This window comes from Dickeya zeae NCPPB 2538 (genome assembly GCF_000406165.1).
GTDB lineage: Bacteria > Pseudomonadota > Gammaproteobacteria > Enterobacterales > Enterobacteriaceae > Dickeya > Dickeya zeae.
In genome coordinates this window covers 3,701,673-3,720,967 of record NZ_CM001977.1, presented here as the reverse complement: position 1 = coordinate 3,720,967, position 19,295 = coordinate 3,701,673, and the positions used below count along the sequence as shown (strand labels likewise).

Genomic DNA, 19,295 nt, shown 5'->3' with positions numbered 1-19,295 from the left:
CATGACAACACAATCAATCAACAGATCCGCTGGCAGTCAGCCGATCGATGCGCTGCTGGACAAGGTCGCACTGGCGTTCTGTCGCCTGAAGGCTATCAACAGCGTGACCGATGGCGAACCTACCCATGAGACGCTGACCATCCAGTTTGAAGAATGGGACTGGGAGGTGGGCGTTGGGCTGTATGGCTTTTGGAAACTGGCGCGTCAGCGGCAGGATAGCGCCATGCTGGCGGCGCTCGAACAGTGGTATGAGCAAAAATTACAGGCCGGGTTGCCGCCACGACAAATCAACTCCACGGCACCGATGCTAGTGCTGGCGTTGTTGTGTCGTGATAACCCCAAACCGCACTGGCTGGCAGCAGTGGCGGAGTGGGCCGACTGGCTGCTGCATTCCTTGCCGAAAACCGAAGACGGTGGTTTCCAGCATACGGTGAAAGAACGCCCCAACACCGGACAACTGTGGGATGACACGTTATTCATGGCCGGGCTGTTTCTGGTGGTCAGCGCCGGGGTGCTCAAACGTCGTGAACTGCTGGAAGAAGCGGAATACCAACTGCTGACCCACGCCCGCTATCTGGCCGATGCCACCACCGGGTTGTGGTACCACGGCTGGACGTTTTTGGGCCGCCATCACTACGCCGGGGCATTCTGGGGGCGCGGCAACGCCTGGGTCACGCTGGTGCTGCCGGAGATGTGCTGGCTGACGGATTCGCCCTTGTCGGCACCGGTACGCCGCACGCTGGAGGCGATCCTCACCCAGCAGACCCGTGCGCTGGCGCTCTGTCAGCACGAGTCCGGGTTGTGGCACACGCTGCTCAACGATCCCGACTCACCGCTGGAAACCTCTGCCAGCGCCGGTTTTATCGCCGGGATCCTGACCGCGCGTCAGCTTGGCATGCTGGCAGATTTCCCGCAGGAGGTGCTGGATAACGGGCTGGCGGCGGTGATGGCGCAAATCGATGAACAGGGTGTGGTGCAAGGGGTGTCAGACGGCACCGCGATGGGCCACGACCTGCAGTTTTATCGTGATATCCCCAATGTCGCGGTGCCTTACGGCCAGGCGCTGGTCATGCTGATGCTGCTGGCGCAGCGACATTCTGTTTGAAAAACAGAGCTGGGTTTGAAAACAGAAACAGGTTGAGGAAACGGTGATGGCGAGTCTGGAACTGAAGAACGTCCATAAAAGCTATGGATCAATACAGATTATCAAAGGCGTGGATCTGACGATCCGCGACGGGGAATTCATGGTATTCGTCGGGCCGTCCGGTTGCGGCAAATCCACGCTATTACGGATGATCGCCGGTCTGGAGCCCATCACCGACGGCGATCTGTGGATTGGCGATCGCAGGGTTAACGATCTCAGCCCGGCGGAGCGGAAAATCGCGATGGTATTCCAGTCTTACGCGCTGTATCCGCATCTGTCGGTGCGCAAGAACCTGGCGTTCGGGCTGGAAAACCTGCATTTCCCGAAAGATGAAATCGAGCGGCGCATTGAAGAGGCCGCCCGCATGCTTGGGCTGGAGCCGTATCTGGACCGCAAACCACGGGCGCTGTCCGGCGGGCAACAGCAGCGTGTCGCTATCGGCCGCGCCATCGTGCGTGACCCGGACCTGTTCCTGTTTGACGAACCTTTATCCAACCTTGACGCCAAACTGCGGGTGCAAACCCGTGGCGAACTGACCCGACTGCACCAGAAGCTGCGCACCACCATGATTTATGTCACCCATGATCAGGTTGAGGCGATGACCATGGCGCAGCGCATCGTGGTGCTCAATGGCGGACGTATCGAACAGGTGGGAACGCCGCTGGAGCTGTTCAATCGGCCGAGAAACAAGTTTGTGGCGGGTTTTATCGGTTCGCCGCGCATGAATATGTTCCGCGCCACCATCAGCAGCGCCTCGGATGACGGCGTGGAGGTTCGCTGTCCCTCCGGCACGCTGTTGCGCCTGCCGTTTCGTGGCGAAGAGGGTAAAACGGTGGATCTGGGCATTCGGCCGTCGCATTGCCAACTGGTGAGCGAGCATGACGAGGGGGTGTCGTTGTGCATCGACCGCTGCGAAATGATGGGGCATGAAACCTTCATCTATGGCCGCTGCGCCGGTATTGAAGATGAGATCATCGTGCACCTGCCGGGGCATCACGAATTCCGTACGGCGGAACTGGTGTTTGTCCGCTTCCCAGAGGCCTATTGCCATCTGTTTGACGCCGAGAGCGGCCAGACACTGCCGCGTCTGACCGAACAACTCGCCTGATCGCAGGAGACAACCATGAACCGAAAATCGCTGATTCAGCCCGGCTCATCGCTGGTGGATACCCTGGTCACACCGGTGGAAAAGTCCGTCAACCTGCTGCAAAAATTCGGCGGCCGCCGGGTGATGCCGTGGTTTTTCATCGCACCGAACATGCTGCTGTTTGCCGTGTTCGTGTTTATTCCGATCCTGCTGGCGGTGTGCTACGCCTTCACCGGGGGGACCAATATCCTGCTGTGGGACCGTCCCTACGTCGGGTTGCAGAACTTTTCCACCCTGTTGAGCTGTGAGCAGTATACGGTGCCGTCGACTTGCGAGCAGGACCTGTTCTGGACCGGCATTTACAACACGGTGTCGTTCACCTTTTTTAACGTGACCTGCACGCTCGGTGTGGCGCTGGTCACCGCGCTGATCCTCAATCGCAAGATCATCGCCCGTGGCTTTTTCCGTGCCATTTTCTTCTATCCGGTGTTGCTGTCACCGGTGGTAGTGGGGCTGGTGTGGCAGTGGTTTTTGAACCGTAACGGGTTGCTGAATCTGGTGTTGTCGTCACTGGGCGGCCAGCCGGTCACCTTTTTGCTGGAGCCATCGCTGGCGCGGTTTTGGGTGGTGTTCGTGTCGGTGTGGTTTCATGTTGGCTTTTATACCCTGATTCTGCTGGCCGGGTTGCAGGCGATCCCTCGGGATATCTATGAAGCGGCGGCGGTGGACGGCACCTCACGCTGGCGCGGTTTCTATATTCTGACGTTACCGTTGCTGGCACCCAACATTCTGGTGGTGGTGATCCTGCTGACCATCAACAGCGTGCAGATTTTCGATGAAGCCTGGGTGCTGACCAACGGCGGTGGGCCAGGGACGGCCAACAACTTTATTGTGCAGTACATCTATCAGACCGCGTTTTCGTCTAATGCGTCACTGTATGGGCTGGCATCGGCGGCTTCGGTGTTGATGGGGCTGGTGCTGATGATCCTGACGGCGTTGCAGTTTCTGCTCACCCGCCGTCTGGAAGGCAAAAAATAACCGGGAGTCAGCGGCATGAAGATCATCTCGTTTCTTACCCGTACCCGTTATCCGGGGCGGATTCACATCACCGACATCATGAGCTGGGTGTGGTTGGTGGTCGGTACCTTGTTGGTGTTGATTCCGGTGATGTGGGCGGCGATGTCATCGCTGAAAACACCGGCAGAAATCAACCGTTTCCCGCCCAGTTTTCTGCCGGAGGCCGCCAGTACCGTTACGCTGCCAGACTACCCGAAACCACTGGAGCTGTGGCAGGCGAAGCAGGACGACGGCAGCAGCAAAACGCTGGCGATGGTGCGGCGTATCGGTTTGCTGGCACAAATGGTGGACCCGAAAGCGCCGCAAGAGGTGGTGCGGGTTCCGGTGCAGAACCTGACACCGCAGAAAACCCTGCATCTGGAAACCGATAACTACACCACGCCGTTGTCGAAATTCCACTTCGCCACCTACCTGAAAAACACCGTGTTCGTGACGGTGATGGCAACGCTGCTGACGCTGCTGCTCAGTTCAATGGCAGCCTTCGCGCTGGCGAAATACGAGTTTCGTGGGCGTGGCACGGTATTAACGCTCTTTTTATCTACCATGATGATCCCGCTGTCGGTGGTAATGGTGCCGACCTTTCTGGTGGTGATCGGCCTGCGGATGGGCGATAACCTGTGGGGGGTGATCATCCCGACGATCGCCACGCCTACCGGGGTGTTCCTGCTGCGCCAGTACATGCTGACGATCCCGGATGAGCTGATCGAAGCGGCGCGTATCGACGCCGCCAGTGAGTTTCGCATTTACTGGAAGATCATTTTGCCGCTGACCGCACCGGCGCTGGCGGTGCTGGCGATCTTCTCGGTGATCTGGCGCTGGAACGACTTCCTGTGGCCGCTGATTGTGCTGTCCAGCCAGGACAATTTTACGCTGCAAATCGGTCTGAATGCGTTTCAGGGGCAGTTCTCGGTGCAGTGGCACTATATTCTGGCGATGACGATGCTCTCGCTGTTGCCGGTGACGGCGGTGTTTGTGTTCCTGCAAAAATACATCACCACCGGTATTGCCAACACAGGAATGAAATAAATGACGACGCTCAAGGATATTGCCGAGCGCGCGGGTGTCTCGATCAGTACGGTGTCACGGGTGCTGAACGGCACCGCGCCGATTAGTGCCAGCGTGCGCCAGCAGATTATGGCGATTGCCACCGAACAAGGGTATCCGCTGCATAAGACGGGCAAAGCGCTCGAGGCTCCAGACCCGCTACGGCATATTATGCTGGCTACACCGCGTAATCTGATGCTGGAAAGTGATATCAATCTGGTGTCGCTGACGTTAATCAACCGGCTAAAAACCCTGTGCCAGCAGCGCAACATCCAACTGAGTCCGTTTGTCGGCGAACCGGACAGCATCAACGAGCAACAACTGTTGCAGGCGCTGCGGGCTGGCAAGGCTAACGCTATCCTGATCGTCAATGACGACCACCCCACCTTGCTGAACGCGGTGGCGGAAAGCGGCGTACCGGCGGTACTGATCAACGGTGAAGACCCGACCATGCGGCTTAACACCGTGATGCCCGCGAACTACTATGCGGCGACGGAGGCGGTGCGCTATCTGATAGCTCAAGGACATCGCCGCATCCTGCACCTGACCTGGCCTTCACGCCAGACTATCCGCGAGCGTGAGCGTGGTTATCGTAGTGCGCTGGCGCAGTCTGACATCGCGCTGGATGAGCGCCTGATTCTGTCGCTGCCGGATTTTCAACCGCTGACTGCCCGTGACGCGTTGCTCGACTGGCTGGTGCGCCATCCAGACAGACTGGGCGTGACCGCTATCTTCTGCGCTGCTGACAATCAGGCTATCGGGGTGACCGACGCGCTCAGCCAGCACGGCCTGCGGGTACCGCAGGATATCTCGGTGATGGGGATGGACGACATCCTGCCGCTCGACATGCTGCCGCTGTCGCTCACCACGGTACACCTGCCATTTGAAGAGATGGCGCGTGCGGCGCTGCACCTGCTGACCCAACAACTGCTGCCTGCACAGGACCTTGGCATCGCCCAGCGCATCGAACTGGCCGGTCACCTGGTTATCAGGGAATCGGTGCGAGGGATGACGTCGTAGGCCTGTCGTTATGCCGGTGTGGCCGTTTCTCTTTGGCGCGGGGGCGGCTGGCATCACGGATTTCGATCCCGCCGGTTTTTCCGCACGCGTTGCAGCATGGCGATGGCGACTACCACGGCGGCGAACAGCAGCAGGATCAAGGTTTGGTATTGCTGCCAGTATGGATCCGCGACCAGCGCCAGCATCAGCGTTGCGGCAAACAGCACCACAAACCCCGCAAACCACAGTGATTCGGTCACCCGGCGCACCGGGAACAGCCACAGGCTGACGAGCCCGGTGATGACAATGCCCCAAAAGGTGATCAGCAGAATCAGGCGCAGTACCCAACGATTAGGGCAGATGACGTCGATAATGGCATCGGCGACGGCCGCTATCTGCGCCAGCGGCGCGGGCAGGAGGGTGCTGGGGTAATACGTGTGGCTGATAAGCTGTTGGCTGGTGTCGTTAAGCGGCAGCGGCCAGTAAGCCGCACTGAGGAAGTTCCAGCTACTGTAATGCACCAGTTCGGTCAGCTCCGCCGTTTGCTGGCGGTTGGCGTCGGTAATCAGGATAGGCACCATCTTGCGGTACAGGTCGGCAATACCGTCCTGTGGCTGCTGGCTTAACGCGTAGCGCAGATCGTTTAGTTGGTCGCGTGCCCGGCGCGGTTCGCCGACCCCATCGGGTGGATCCGATTGCAGGATAAACCGATCAACATACGGCAGCAGTTCGCGCAGGTTATCCAGCGTATAGAATCCCTGTCGCTTCAACAGCAATTCCACTGGCACTATCAGGTTGATGGCGTAGTGGGGCGGTGGATTGAAGCGGTGTCCGGCGGGCGTGAGCGCGTTGCGCAGCGCCTGTACAAAGCGAATAAACGCCTGTTGACCGGCGCGGGTGGTCAGCCGCGTCAGGTCGATGTCTAGCGTGACGCCATCCGCCATGGTGTAAATCGTCCCCAGACCCAGAGTCAGCCAGGGTTTCGCGCCATTAATCCAGTCCTCTAGCGGCGTTTGCACATTGGCGCTCAGGCGGGCAATCACTGAGGGGGTGAACAGGCTGACCAGCGTTGCCGATGGCAGTTTTCGTGGCGTGGAGACTACCAGGTCGACATCCGTGCGATAACGATGCGCCAGTCGGATAAAGTTGGAATACGGTTTGTTTTTCCGCCAGTTGGGTGGCAACACCAGTTGTGGTTCGCGTCCCCCCGGCAGGAGGGCGGCAGAGAAATACCCGATGCGGTCCAACTGGCGGAAATTCAGGCTTTGCCCTTCTGCCAGCGGTTGCCAGTAAGGATAAAAGCCGTAGAACGTGGCGTCATCGCCGTTAATGTTCGGGGCGCTGTCTTCACATCCGCAATCCGCCGATGCCCGCCAGACCATCGGCGGCAGAGTGGCTGACGGCGCGCCGTCTTTGCGGGCTATATCAATAATGCGTTGCCAGCTCTGGCGAGTGAGGCGGCCAAGCCCGGCCAGCTTCAGCGCGACCGTCAGTTGGTAACGGTCGGCAAACGGTATGTTTTTCAGTGTTGCCAGTTGCGTCAGGGCATCCTTATCGACCGATACCAGGTTGAGATCGAGATAAGCCAGCTCCAGTGCATTCTGGTTGAGCGAGTAAGCCATCATCGTATTGGCATCGCTGGGTTGTGGCGTATCTGACGGGAGAGCTGGCGGGGTATCCGCGCTGTCGTCGCTGGCCTGCGCGCCAGGTGGCGTACCCTCGGGGGAGGTGGCAACAAGGGGCGTCTGAGCGCTGCCAGCGTTGACCGGTACGGCGTCGACAATTTGCCGCAAAATCTGCTCTTCATTACCGTGCAATTGACGGATTAACGGGCGTACCGCGTTGTTCAATTCTACCGGGCTGGTGAACTGGTGGCCTGTCAGTGCGTCCAGTTGGCTCTGAATGGCGTTGCGCTCCGCCAGTTTGCTCAGGTCGTCCTCTGTCAGCACGTAGTACTCCACGGGGGCGGCCTCCGTAGACGGTGCGTTCATTGCTTCCACCTGCGCGCTAAGAAACTCGATGGTTTTCTGTGTCGGCCACTGCAACAGCTCCGGTGCGCTCATCCGGCTACGCCAGTAAGGAAACAGTTGATCCAACTCGGACACTTTAGCCAGCGACACCAGCAACGCCTCGACGAAGGTGTTGCGATTCGGCGCAGGCGTGATGTCGAATTCGCCACAAAACGTCGCCAGCCATTTGCGGGTTTTGGGGCCGAACACCCCATCGGCAAGGTAGTCCCCCGGCTGATGATAATCGTGCTGATAGTCGTCATTATCGTGGTAGATAATCGCCAGTTTATCCTGCGTGATGTGGGTAAACCGTCGGCTGTCCATCCGTTCCAGCACCTGAAGGCATTGGGCATAGGTGGGCGTGGCAGTGGGCGTGTCTGCTGGCAGAGAAGACACCGCCTCCGGCTGTGCGGCAGAGGCCATCGGCGTGAGCGGTAATGCCAGTACACACAGGCAGGCCACTAACCCCAGCAAGACGCGCTGTGGTACGGGTATGGCACGATGCACGATAAAACGGTGAATCCTCATGACGGTGGTTTACTCCCTTAACAGGTGTCGATAGCAGGTGCCGACAGGGCGTGGCGGCTTAACGCCAGACCACGTGCAGCGGCCTGTCCATCCAGGGGTATTTGATGGTCGAATATCCCCACGGCAGTCGGTCGATAAGCATGTCGAACGGGCCGGGGTCCACTTCCAGTTTCCAGCTATCTGCCTGTCGCCACAGGGTGCCTTCGCGTTGCAAAAAGGTCTGACGCAGGCCCTCTACCGAGGTGTGACCTAACGCGTTCCAGTGTTGCAGGATGGCGGCCAGTAGCGTGTCCAGCGTGTCGCAGGTGGCGGTGTCCGGTGTCATCGCCCGTGGTAGCAGCGCGTTGAGCGGCACCCCGCACAGCAACTTGTTCAGCGCTAACTGGTATTCGGCATAGTCGCGCTGCGGGCTGACCAGATATTGCAGGCAGTAAATGGCCTGATAGCGGGTATCCGGTGCGGTAAATTCCCCGTCTTGTACCCACCCCAGCCGTGCCAGCAGACGAGGCAGCCAGGGTGAGGCCAGCACCAGCCCGGCGTTGGCGACAGACAGCGGTTCGTCGGTGCGCAGGGCGTCATCACCCTGCCAGTCGCTGATAACCGGCGTGCGTGTGGGCGCTACCAGTGCAGGCAGCGGTGTATCGCCTGCATCGGAGGGGGCAGAGCAAGGCTCCTCTGTGCTGTGGTGTTCCGCGGGTTGCCCGGTATCGCTGCCATCGGCGATATCGGCAGGTGCAGCGGGTGGGGTGTCCTGATGCAGACCGGCGGTGGTGATGAGCTGTTGCAAACGCTCGACCAGTAGGCGGGTTGCCGGTAAGCACTCGGCCTGTGCCTGTTCCAGTAGAAAACGATAGAACGCCGCCGGTGACGCCTGATGGCTGCGCGTTTGCCAGTCAGCCGCCAGTTGGTCAAGAAAATAGCGGATAAACGCGGCGATAGCCATCGGTGAGTCGGTGGCGAACAACGCGTGGTACAGCGCCCGCCTGAACCGTTTTTCCAGTACCGACGATGCCCTGTCGTTCGCTGGATCATAGTTATCCGGATCATAGTACGCCAGATGGCGATAGCAGAGGTTGGTAACCAACCGGCCGTATGGGTACAGCGCCAGGAAATCGTGACGGCGCAACAGCAGCAGTAACGCGGTGTGCAGCGTGTCGGGGAGTCTGTCAGCCAGTTGTTCGCCAAGAGTCGATGAGCGCAGCGCCGGTAGCAGTAAACGGCGGATGGCCTCGGGCTGTGCAGGCAGCAGGCGTGCCAGTGCTGCCGGGAGTGTGCTCAGGTCGCTTTCGGTGACGGCGGCCGGGCCGTGATCCGCTATCCGCTGTAATAACGCCAGTGCATTGGCTTCATCAATAGTGCGTGGCGTCTGGGCGACGGTGTTTGAAGCCGGTGGCGGTGTCGTCACGCTGGTGGCTGAGTCAGCCTGGCTGACCGCATCACGGATTGCCAGCCAATCCGGTGTGCGGTTGGCCGCCAGTGTCTCGATCATCTGCCCGTAGAAGGCCTGCCGTTGGGCAAGGCTCAGGCGGCGGGTGGCGGTGTCGAGCGTCGCCGACAGGTGGCGCAGATTGGCGGATGGCTGGCGCAGCATGATCAACAGCGCCAGTAACCGGGCGGCGTGTGACGGGCGCAGTGCGGCGCACAGCCGCAACCAACTGGCGGGATGGTGTGTGGATACCGCCAGCCAGCGTTGGATTAATAACGGGTGGTGGCGCTGTAACTGTTGCAGGCAGTACAGCAGGTCGGCACCCGCAGGGGACGAGGCCGCATAACGGGTATCCGATACCGCTTGCGTCGGTGTAAAACGACGCGACGGTGAGCCGTCGATCAACACATCGTACAGGTATTGGTAACAGGCTGCATCGAGCAGCGGGTCGGCCGGGGGCGGAAAATCAGCCTCGATCGAGTATGTCTGCCCGGCGGACGGTTGATTCTGTTTTGACGGTGACGGTGACGGTGACGGCAATGGTGACGGAGACGGTGCGCCCGGCTCACTGTCTTGCCAGCGGCTGAGCAGGGCCAGCAGCGAACGGCGTACCTCGCTGTCGGCGGTGGTATGGCGCAGGTGCTGCAACAATGCCTCAACCAGCGTCTGGCGTGACAGGTTATGGTGTGCCGCCAGTTGCCGCAGCAACGCCTCCAGATAGCTGTGGCGGTTGAACTCGCTGCCGCGCTCGACCAGCAGATAGCTGAAAGTGAGGCTCCACAGGCTGTGTGTCAGCAGCGGTTCGCCGGGCGCGTGGGCGGCGTGGGCGTTGATCGCCGACTGGCTGGCGCTGACCTCAGCCATCAGGTCACGAATAAACGGGGCCTCAGTCGGTTCCAGCAACGTCAGCAGGCGATAGCGCGCGGCAGCGGAAAAACGCACCGCCCAGCGCTGGCGCACCTGACTTTGCTGACCGCAGTGGATCAACAGTGGGCGTAACATCAGTAGCACAGCCGGTGCGCTGTGACGCCATAGCCGATGGAACGCTGCTTCATCGGCCTGTTGCAGGGCATCCAGCCAGTGCTGTCGCCATTCGGGGGTGAAGGCCTCTGCGGTGGTTTGCCTTTGTGTACCGCGCTCGTGGGTTGTCGCACGGTACTGTACCGGCTGAACGCCTGACAAGGGGACGGACAACAGTGGCAGTGACCGGGCGGGTGCGGCGATTTCTTCCCACAGCGTGGTCAGTAACGACAACAGCGGCTGCTTCAGCGCCCGGTCGCCCGGCCAGGCGGCCAGATGCAGGTACAGTGATTGCAGTACCTCGGTGCGCTCCCTATTGTGGTGCGCCGCCAGACGGCCAATCAACCCGGCCATGTAGCGCTGTTTATTGAACTGACCGCCGCGCTGTACCAGCAGGTAATGCAGGGTGAATTCCCGCAACAGGTAGGGTGGTTCTGCCGGGGGGATGACGTCGTCAGGCTGGCGGAGCCACATCGGGTGGTTCAGTACCTGCTGGATGAACGGCTGAGCCTGCGGTGCCAGTAGGATCAGCAGGTCGTTGAAGGTGGTGTCATCTAACGCCTGTGCCATCGCGCGTACTACATCAGCGTGTTGCCCGCAGGCGTACAGCGCCAGCAGAAAACGGGGGCGCTGCTCGCCGAGCAGTGTTGACCAGACGGGGAGTAATTCCTGGCGCAGACGGTGCTGCTGCAACGCCTGATGGATGCGTTGGTGCCAGTGGCGATGCAGCCGCCCCCGCAACGCAGCAGGCATGTCCCGCTGCGGTGGCCGTTCTGCCAGACAGCGCAGCGCCATGTCCTGATGGGCCGGGGAGAGCTGTTCCAGCCAGCCATTGAGCGCGCTCAGCGGCAGTTGCGAAACCAGTCGGGCGATCAGGCTTGCCGCGTGGGGGCTGGCGTTCAGTAACTGGTTGAGCTGTGTAGCGTGTAGGCGCACCGTCTCGGTCAGCCAGTGACGGCGGTGGTTATCCACCCGCCACCAGCCTTGTCGGCTGGGGTAATGCCAGGGCATCACGCCGTGTTGCAGGTAAAACGCCAACTGACGCCATTGGGCGGCGGGGCCATCCAGTACATCTTGTTGTACTTCTTGTCGTACTTCTTCTTGCCGTACTGCTTGTGGCACGGCTTGTCTGGCCGAGGCCTCTGCCTCATGTCCGTCATCTGGCGTGTTCACGTTCCGCCGTTGCGCGCGCAGCGCTTGTGTGAGCTGTTGTGTGAGTTGTTGTTGCAGTGCGGCCAGCAACGCAGAGGCCAGATCTGATGCCGGCAGTGCGCCCAAATCACAGTTCAGGTGGTCGATAACCCACAGTTGATGCGGCGGCGAATACTGATCAAACAGCGTGTCGATCAATGGCAACAGCTGGTGCTGCACCAGATGTGGGGCCTCGCGCTCAAACCGCTCCGCCTCGGACGGATGGCAAAAGTCGAGCGTCAGGCTGGCGGTATGGATCCGGTGTGGCTGCGTCATGCGTCCTGTCCTTCTGGTTGAGAAAACGGCGATGGGGTGTGCCAGTCGTGCAACAGCGCTGTCAGTCGGGCGCTGGCCTCGTCGCACAAGGGCTGACCGGGGGCGTGGCGTCGAGCATCGAGCCAGGTGAGCCAGGCGGTTTCGAAGCTGTGCATGGCATCGAGATCGAGCCAGTGGCAGCGCGGCAGCAGGTGCGCCGGGCACTGGCGGGCGATTAACGCTTCGGCCTGCCCTCGAAACAGCGGGTTGCCGCCCCGGGCGGTGTAGCCGGGCAGGATCAGGCTGAGCTGGCCGCGAAACGGGTCGGGGCGGTATTCTTCACAGCAGTGCGGCAGTGCCGGTTGCAGCAGCAGGTGCTCTACCACATACACCCCTTCGCACTGCTGGTTGAGCCGAATCAACCGACGGCGCAGTTGATTAACGAGGTGCACCAGTTGCGCCGGTCGGCTGCTGTCGCCCAAATAGAGCCACAGTGCGCTGTGTAGCGGCGTGGTCGCTGACGATAACCGGAACAGCGCCTGATAACGGCTACCGGTGCGTGGCGGCAAAATACGGTAATGCGCCAACGTGACACCGTGCTGCAACAGCGTGGCTGGCAAGGGATGGTCGCAGAGTGCCTGTATGTCGCGCGCCGTCGCGGCTTCCTCCGCGCTCCCCGGCTCTGGCGCTTCCCGTAGCGGCACATCAAGCAAACTGTCGAGTGAGCGTTGATCCAGCCATTGCAGGCGGGACTGCCCCTCAGTGCAGTGCAGCAGGGCGTCGTCGGTGATAAACCGCCATCCCTGCCGGACCAGTGTCTGGCTGTAGGGCCAGTCGGCGGCGTCGTCCATGCCGAGCAGGAGTGCTACACGGTGCGCGAATCCTCCCCGGTTTTCCCGGTGGGTCATCGGCTGGCTCAGGTTGAAACCCGCGCCCCGATCGCGGGTCAGGCGGTCGATGGCCTGAATAAACCGGCGTGGATATTCCAGTGACAGTGGGCCTGGCGCGCTGTCATCCGGGGTTTCGCCCAGCTGACGCCATAAACGGGTATCCAGCGTTTCGCCGTATAACGCCAACAGATAGTCGAATAACCGACCTTTGCGTTCCGGGTAGTGGTCGATACCGGCCAGCAGGTGCTGAAAGCGGGTCGCGGCGTCGTCAGGATAGAGGTCATCCACCCCACGAAACTGGCTGTCATTGAGCAAGCCAAAGGCGTAACTGCGCCCGGTGTCGATAGACGGGGAAAACAGGTCACGCAGGTTAGCCAGATTGGCGCAGAAGTTAGCCATCAGTTGTTCAAACAGCAGCAGATAGCCACGAAATTGTTGTACCTGCCGGTGTTCCTGCGGGTTCATCGCGGCCGGAAAACGCGGTGCGTCCAGTTGGTAGACGCGGGGGAACAGCGACTGGAGAGAATGATACTCCGCCAGCGCGCGCCAGGTGCCGTGTGGCACCGGGGTCAGGGTGTCGGTCTGGCGGCGGATTTGCTCGCCCAGCGAACCGTTTTGCGCCTGCCGTCGCACCAGCCGGATACTCATGGCGCTGAAGTCAATCGGCACGGGATAACCCTGATGGGTAAACCTGAGGTGAATGTCATCGTGCTTTTTCGGCAGCAGGACCCAGTCACCGGGGCTGAAGTGTTCGGGGCTGACATGATCAGAACGGAGGTGATCAGCACGCGCGTTGGAGGCCCCTTCCCGTTCAGGCGGCGGGATCAGGCGCAATTGTTGGATATGGCTAATCCCATCGAGGCTGATGAGCCGGGTATAGAGTGACGAGAGGGCGCGGGTCGGGGCTATGGGGTCATTATCGGGTATCTCGTCGGCGCGGGTGTCGTCGCCGCGCAGCCACTGTTCGGCCTGAAAGTAAATGTCCGCCGCCAGCGCGTCGGCGTTATCGTGGCGTTGCAGTTTGATATCGGCGTACAGACGCAGCCCACGGCTGTCGATGATGCGCACCCCGGCGAGGTCTTCACACAGGTTGCGGTTGCGGTGGTAAACCTTGGTGACCGCCGTGATGATGGCATCGCGTAGCGCCGGATGGTGTTCGCAACGCTGACGGGCCGACTCGGTGAGCAGCAGGTCAAGGTGATAGTACTGCGGGCATTGGGCGTCCAGTGTCACCCAGACGCGCTCGACGTCATCGACGTTGTCTTGTATCGCACGTTGGTAATCTTCTCGGGTGCAGGGGCGTGCCGGGAAAATCTGCTCCGGCAGCATCAGCCCCTGTGCGGCGTAATCCAGCTGGCCGTCAGGCGTTGTCAGATAATCGGCAATGTCGAAATCGGTGCGATAGATAAGGTCCGTCAGTGCGAAACACAACAGTTCCAACAGCGTGACGCCGGGGTCGTGCAGGTTGTAGTCGGTCCAGCGGTTGCCGCTGAGTGTCTGCACGAGTTTCAGCCCGTCGCGCAGCAGGCTGGCAACGTTGTCCGGGTCATCCGTCTGCCTCGGAATAAACGACGACGGTGCCATGCTCACTTCTCCTGCGCCGGTAACAGGCAGTCGTGCATGTAGGCGTCATGCCACAGTTGGGTGAGGTGGTAGCGAATCACGATGCCGTCGCCGTAACTGGTGTGGGTGCGAATCTGCAACCGGTAGGGGCGGATACCGTCATGACCGTGCGTGGGGGTATCGTCGCGCAGCCAGCGCAATGTCAGCTTGTCAGCCCGTGAATGGTAATAGGCGTGGTGCGCGTTGATACGGTTTTTGTGGCCGAAAAAGTTGAACAGAAAACCGCTGGGCGCGCAGGTATTCAGGGCGATAGCGTGGAGCAACGCGTAACGCCCTGAATGGCGGATACCCACACCGGCCATGACTTCAAACGCCTGGCACCCTTCCAGTTTTGGGGTGATATCGTGCCACTGACCATCAGCCGGTAGTGTCTCTGCCCATTGCGCCCCGGCGCGGCCTTGTGCGCCGATCACTCCGTTGACCTCAAGCGCATGGCGCGGCGCGCTGGTATTCACGCCCATTCGCCCTTCCGGGGTGAGCGTCAGCAAGGGGGCGGTGTCGTCCATCACCTCCTGCCCGTCACTGAGGTGGCGGTCTATCTGTAAGCGGTCGCTGTCCGGTTGCAGGCCGACTGACCACAACTCACGGCTGGGGTCACTGTCGCGGTAAAACGTCATCAGTCTGGCGTGGGCGTCCAATGCGGCGACCTTTAGCCCGTGTTCCGGTGTTTTATCGAACCCTTCCTCGATTTTGTTGACTGACGAGTCGATCAAATCGGAAAAGTGCTCGGCGGACGGCATGGCGCCCTGACGGAAATAGTTTTTCAAGGTGCCGCGATTTCGTTTTGCCACTGACCTACTCCTTTTGTCGCTTCTCCCGCGTGGCCGTGCCGTTATCGCGGGTTAGCGGACGGTGATAAAACTGTCGCCGATGACCAGATCGCCAATACCGATTTTTTCCGGCTCAAGCGGGCGCAGCTCGGTACTGAGCTGCAACGCGTGTTGTTCAACCGGCAGGATAATATTCCAGGGATAGCGCGGACTTAGCCCGGTCAGATTCGGGGTGTTTGCGGCGGGATCGCGGGTGTTATCGTGCGACGGCGCAGCACTGTCAGATAACCACCAGCCCGTCGTCGGGTCATCGCACTCATCGCGGGTGTCCTGACGCAGGATGACCAGTGAAAAGGCGGTTACGAAACGCACGTAGTCGAGGTGGGCGATGAATGACTCGATTTGATGTAGCGCCACGTGGGAACCGAAGCCCTGGCTGACGCTGTCTTCGCGCCACGGGCAGAGGTAGGCGCAGATATCCCGGTTCAACGTTCGCAATGCCTGCCCCGGGTGCTGTCCCGGCTGAAACGCGACGCTACAGCGTACCTGAACCCGGTCGTACACCGGTGAACGCACCGCGATGTTGGCCCCCGGCGGCGCGACGGTTTGCAACCAGCTTTGTATCCGGTGCAGCAGCGCGGCGCTGGTGTGCCGCGCGTCACAGGGGTGGTGCTGACAGGCTGGGTGGCGCTGACGCACCAGTAGCAGGACATGCCCCGGATGATGACCCGGTACGCCGAAACGGGTATGTGGAAAACAGCGCACCTGTTCGATATCCGCAAACTGTTGCAGCACCAGCCGTTCATAATCCCAGCCGGTCAATGCTCGTCCTTTGTGGCGCAACTGCTCGCTGACGCGCTGGTGGAACTGGCGCAGGGACTCATGCGGCGCTTCACCCTGCACTGGCAGCATCAGGCTGACGCCGCCAAGCCCCGGCGGTGGCGACAATACCTGCCAGCCTGAGGCGGTGGTGGGCGGCACGGGTGGGTTATCGTTTTCCTGCCCTGACGTCCATTGCCGATGTGCCTGCACCACGTGGGTGGCGACATGCAGGCAGTTGGCGTACTCGCCGATGCCCTGGCGGGTGCTGACCTGCAACCAGTAGAGCTTATCCGGCATAACGGTGTGCCGATCGTTAATCTCTGTTGGGATCTCCAGCGTGATGATGCCGGAGGTGATAAAGCCGCAGGTGGTATCGGCAATGACCTGATGCGGCGGCAGAATGCGCCAGTCGTTATCCACCAGATAACGCCACTGAAACGCCTGTCGATGGCGAATGGCGGTGGGGGCAGCCTGATCGTCGAGATGGAAAAACAGGTTCAGCATGCCACCCGGTGATGAGGCCTGTAAGCCGATGAACAGGTTACCGTCATCCTCGTAGCGGGGGAAAAAGGTGACGCTACGGGTGGCCTCGTCGGTGGTACGCATCGGGGACAGCACTTTATCGTCGGACAATACTTCATAGCCGAAAGGATGTAAATGCAGCAGATGGCTGTCCGGCAGCGGTGTGTGGCTGGTGTGCCCTGTGTGGCTGGGTAGGCCGGGGGTGAGCCGGGAGCAGGCGCGGTAGCCGAGCGTCAGCCGGTTTATCGCCGGGGTATACGGCGGGTTGGGCAGCGGTAGTGGCGTACGGTGTTTGGCATTGTGTATCAGCGTCTGGCTCAGCAGTGACGCGTATTGCTGGTGGCCAAACGCGTGCTCCGGTTCGCACAACGACAAGCGAATCAGACCGTTGCGGCTGGTACTGTCGAAACGAAAGGTATCCGCGTCGACGGCGTGGCGGCTTGGCTGAAACGCCTGCTTCAGCGAGGCGTGAATCTGCCTGTCGGAACGCAACCGATCGCTGCCCGCTTCGCCGTCAAACAGCGCGATATCGTGACTGACGACTTTCCATTCACCCTCACGCAGTACGGATAGCTGTGCGTTAAAACGCGTGGTGGCGTAATCGCCGGGGTAAGCCTGATAGTGCTGGCGAAAGCCGTCGCTGCCGCCCGGCAGGTTTGCCCAGTCGATGGTCAGCGTGATGTCCTGTACCTGCTTTTGGGCAAGTTCGTAGCAGGCGATCGTCAGCGAGGACTGGCTGACGGGCTGTGCGCCAAAGGGATAAAACACCTTGCTGGCGTCGGCCTGGCCTTCCGGCGTGTAGACCTGAATCGCCTGAACGCCGGAGACCTCTGTGTTGAGGAGTAACGGGCCGAGCACAAAATGGCGAAACACCGAATAGGGGAAAAAAGGGGTCTCCGGCTTCATGGTCACCTGTAACGCCGGGGCGTGGTAACACCACCTCTCACCGTGGATCGCCGGGTCACAGGGGATGACGGCCCCAAACCCCGGCGGCAGGGTAAAGGTCAGCCGAAAACCGTAGGGGCCATCGTCGTCCGCACACAGCGGATGGATACGGTACGTGGTGATAGGTTGCCAGCCACTGTCGGTGCTGATGCGTAGCGAGAATAACTCGCTGCACAGGCGGTAGAAGGTGGCTTGCCGGTTGCCATTGAGCAATTCTGCCAGCGACAACTGGCTGTCCGTGGGCAGCAACTGGCGGCTTCGGGCCACAATCCATTGCCGGTCATCGTCATTCAACCAGTCGGTCAGGCTCAGGCACTGGCGGCTGAACAGATGCCCCAGCGCACGACGATAACAGGCCGGGTCGTCGGTCTGGCGCAATACGCCCAGTAACAGGTATTGGTACAGACGGCTGATGATGTGGTCGTCGCTGCCGTGTTGCAGTGCCTGTAGCTGGCGGGAAGATAACGCCTCCACCAGCGAGTGGATAGTAGCGGGGGCGCTGTCGTCAGGCAGCAGCGGTGTCATCGCGCGTGCCAGCGAGAGCAATAACGTGGTCAGCCGATTTCGCAACAGGGCCGGATAAGGGGTATCGCGCAGCAGGTAAAGTTGTTGCGCCAGTAGCGAATGTTGCGCTTCGTGGAGATTAATGGTGAGGCTGACCCGACGCCGCCCTTCAGGCAGGTAGAGTACCGGGTCGATAATGGCGATGCCCGGTTCACAGGGCGACGGGTGGCGTTGTAACGCCGGTGTTTCGCCAAATAGCGTCAGCAGGGTGCGGGAGCGCGGCTGGTCATCGTGCCACGGCCACAGGCTGTCGCTGTGGATAGCGGTGACGAAATCCAGCTCCCGTTCTGGTGACATCAACGGGTCGCGCCTGAGCAGCAGCGAGTGAACCTGTTTGACTTCCGCGTCGGTCACCAACACCGGGTGTTCGCTGTGGTAGAGCAGGTCACGCAGTCGGTCATCCTGCCCGTGGCTAAAGGCGGTGCCGCGCGCCAGTGACACGGCAGGCGTCGTGGGATGTTCCAGCGTCAGTTTTAAAAAGGCGGCGTCAGCGTTGAGCGGTTGTGGCTGCTGGCGCAGCACCTGCCGGTAGTAAAAATCGAGGTGTCGGGCGGTGAACCGGTTAAGCCGGGCCTGCGCTCTGGCGAATAAGCGCAGAAACGTCAGATATAACGCGACTTCCGGGGCGTGATCGGCATGAGACAACGCCTGTTGCAGATGGCGGCGGCACTCGGCTTGCAACTGGCTGACGGCATTGATGGCGGCGGAAAAACACAACTGCAACTGTTCTTCCAGGATCGCAATACCCGGTAATTGCTGCTGGAGCAACGGGTGCTGTTCACTGGCGACAAACTGGCCGTTGTCGTAGCCAATCCCCCACAACGGGTCGAGGGCGGTCAGGTTATCGTCCGCCAGCAGCGACTGGCGATAGTCCCCCAGCGCCTGTGCCAGGATCACCACGTACTGAAAGGGGCGCACCAGCTGTGTTTTCAGCACCGTTTGGATCGTCAGCTTGATGTGGTCGGCACTGAGGGTCTGGACGGGAATAAAAGCCCGGTACCAGCGATCCAGATTGCCGTAGAGGGCGATCAAATACGCCAGCGTTTGATCCAGACCGCGTGACTGCGCCCGACGAAAACGGTTCTGCTCCAGCGTGGTGTCGAACGACAGCATGATAGCCATCCCGGTGACTTCGCTTTTGGCAAACAGCGCCTGCCAGTTACCCGGCGACGAGGCGTCACCGGCATCGAACGACAGCTGGGCGGCGATGTCACTGGCCAGTACCAGCAAGGTTTCAAACGACATTTCGTCTGCCAGAAACGCGCCGTCCTCCAGTGCTGGCGGCAGGCGCTGGTGTTGTGAGGTGCCAGCAGGCGGCAATGGGGGGCTCCAGTGTGTAGTCATGATTTGGCGACCTTGGTTAATGGGTGTCCGTCAGG

10 protein-coding genes are annotated in these 19,295 nt (G+C 60.6%); 5 read left to right on the top strand and 5 right to left on the bottom strand.

The features are described from left to right. Position 1: 1 nt before the first annotated feature. From bglB to DZE2538_RS16295, 5 genes are read left to right on the top strand one after another with little or no spacing between them, the layout of a single operon-like run. Positions 2 to 1,105, top strand: coding sequence for a beta-galactosidase BglB (bglB, locus tag DZE2538_RS16315; RefSeq protein ID WP_023640722.1), 1,104 nt, complete (start codon positions 2 to 4; stop codon positions 1,103 to 1,105). 46 nt (positions 1,106 to 1,151) lie between these two features. Beyond that, entirely contained in the window at positions 1,152 to 2,252 is a 1,101-nt protein-coding gene (locus DZE2538_RS16310; RefSeq protein ID WP_012886109.1) for an ABC transporter ATP-binding protein, read from the top strand. A 15-nt stretch (positions 2,253 to 2,267) separates the two neighbouring features. Continuing rightward, positions 2,268 to 3,269 (top strand): carbohydrate ABC transporter permease, encoded by a 1,002-nt coding sequence (locus tag DZE2538_RS16305; RefSeq protein ID WP_012886108.1) that lies wholly within the window; start codon positions 2,268 to 2,270, stop codon positions 3,267 to 3,269. A 15-nt stretch (positions 3,270 to 3,284) separates the two neighbouring features. Further along, positions 3,285 to 4,334 carry a carbohydrate ABC transporter permease gene (locus tag DZE2538_RS16300; protein ID WP_012886107.1) on the top strand — a complete coding sequence of 350 codons (1,050 nt, stop codon included), beginning with the start codon at positions 3,285 to 3,287 and terminating at the stop codon, positions 4,332 to 4,334. After that, positions 4,335 to 5,372: a LacI family DNA-binding transcriptional regulator gene (locus tag DZE2538_RS16295; protein WP_038916803.1), complete on the top strand. Its 1,038-nt coding sequence runs from the start codon at positions 4,335 to 4,337 to the stop codon at positions 5,370 to 5,372. Positions 5,373 to 5,425: 53 nt separating this feature from the next. Here the strand turns inward: DZE2538_RS16295 and DZE2538_RS21510 are convergent, their stop codons facing one another. The 5 genes from DZE2538_RS21510 to DZE2538_RS16270 are packed head-to-tail and all read right to left on the bottom strand — an operon-like array spanning position 5,426 to position 19,260. Further along, complete coding sequence (locus DZE2538_RS21510) at positions 5,426 to 7,888, bottom strand: hypothetical protein (RefSeq protein ID WP_038916802.1); 2,463 nt, start codon at positions 7,886 to 7,888, stop codon at positions 5,426 to 5,428. 58 nt (positions 7,889 to 7,946) lie between these two features. Further along, positions 7,947 to 11,801 carry a contractile injection system tape measure protein gene (locus DZE2538_RS16285; RefSeq protein ID WP_038916801.1) on the bottom strand — a complete coding sequence of 1,285 codons (3,855 nt, stop codon included), beginning with the start codon at positions 11,799 to 11,801 and terminating at the stop codon, positions 7,947 to 7,949. After that, entirely contained in the window at positions 11,798 to 14,254 is a 2,457-nt protein-coding gene (locus tag DZE2538_RS16280; protein WP_038916800.1) for a hypothetical protein, read from the bottom strand. The genes DZE2538_RS16285 and DZE2538_RS16280 overlap by 4 nt, the downstream gene beginning before the upstream one ends. Positions 14,255 to 14,256: 2 nt before the next feature. After that, entirely contained in the window at positions 14,257 to 15,084 is an 828-nt protein-coding gene (locus tag DZE2538_RS16275; protein WP_023640717.1) for a hypothetical protein, read from the bottom strand. A 51-nt stretch (positions 15,085 to 15,135) separates the two neighbouring features. Further along, positions 15,136 to 19,260: a baseplate J/gp47 family protein gene (locus tag DZE2538_RS16270; RefSeq protein ID WP_038916799.1), complete on the bottom strand. Its 4,125-nt coding sequence runs from the start codon at positions 19,258 to 19,260 to the stop codon at positions 15,136 to 15,138. Positions 19,261 to 19,295 lie beyond the last annotated feature (35 nt).

Bases quoted from the DNA above. Each gene is read 5' to 3' on its own strand.
- DZE2538_RS16280 (WP_038916800.1), bottom strand. From the start codon at position 14,254: ATGGCACCGTCGTCGTTTATTCCGAGGCAGACGGATGACCCGGACAAC.
- DZE2538_RS16310 (WP_012886109.1), top strand. From the start codon at position 1,152: ATGGCGAGTCTGGAACTGAAGAACGTCCATAAAAGCTATGGATCAATA.
- DZE2538_RS16285 (WP_038916801.1), bottom strand. From the start codon at position 11,801: ATGACGCAGCCACACCGGATCCATACCGCCAGCCTGACGCTCGACTTT.
- DZE2538_RS16295 (WP_038916803.1), top strand. From the start codon at position 4,335: ATGACGACGCTCAAGGATATTGCCGAGCGCGCGGGTGTCTCGATCAGT.
- DZE2538_RS16305 (WP_012886108.1), top strand. From the start codon at position 2,268: ATGAACCGAAAATCGCTGATTCAGCCCGGCTCATCGCTGGTGGATACC.
- DZE2538_RS16270 (WP_038916799.1), bottom strand. From the start codon at position 19,260: ATGACTACACACTGGAGCCCCCCATTGCCGCCTGCTGGCACCTCACAA.
- bglB (WP_023640722.1), top strand. From the start codon at position 2: ATGACAACACAATCAATCAACAGATCCGCTGGCAGTCAGCCGATCGAT.
- DZE2538_RS21510 (WP_038916802.1), bottom strand. From the start codon at position 7,888: ATGAGGATTCACCGTTTTATCGTGCATCGTGCCATACCCGTACCACAG.
- DZE2538_RS16300 (WP_012886107.1), top strand. From the start codon at position 3,285: ATGAAGATCATCTCGTTTCTTACCCGTACCCGTTATCCGGGGCGGATT.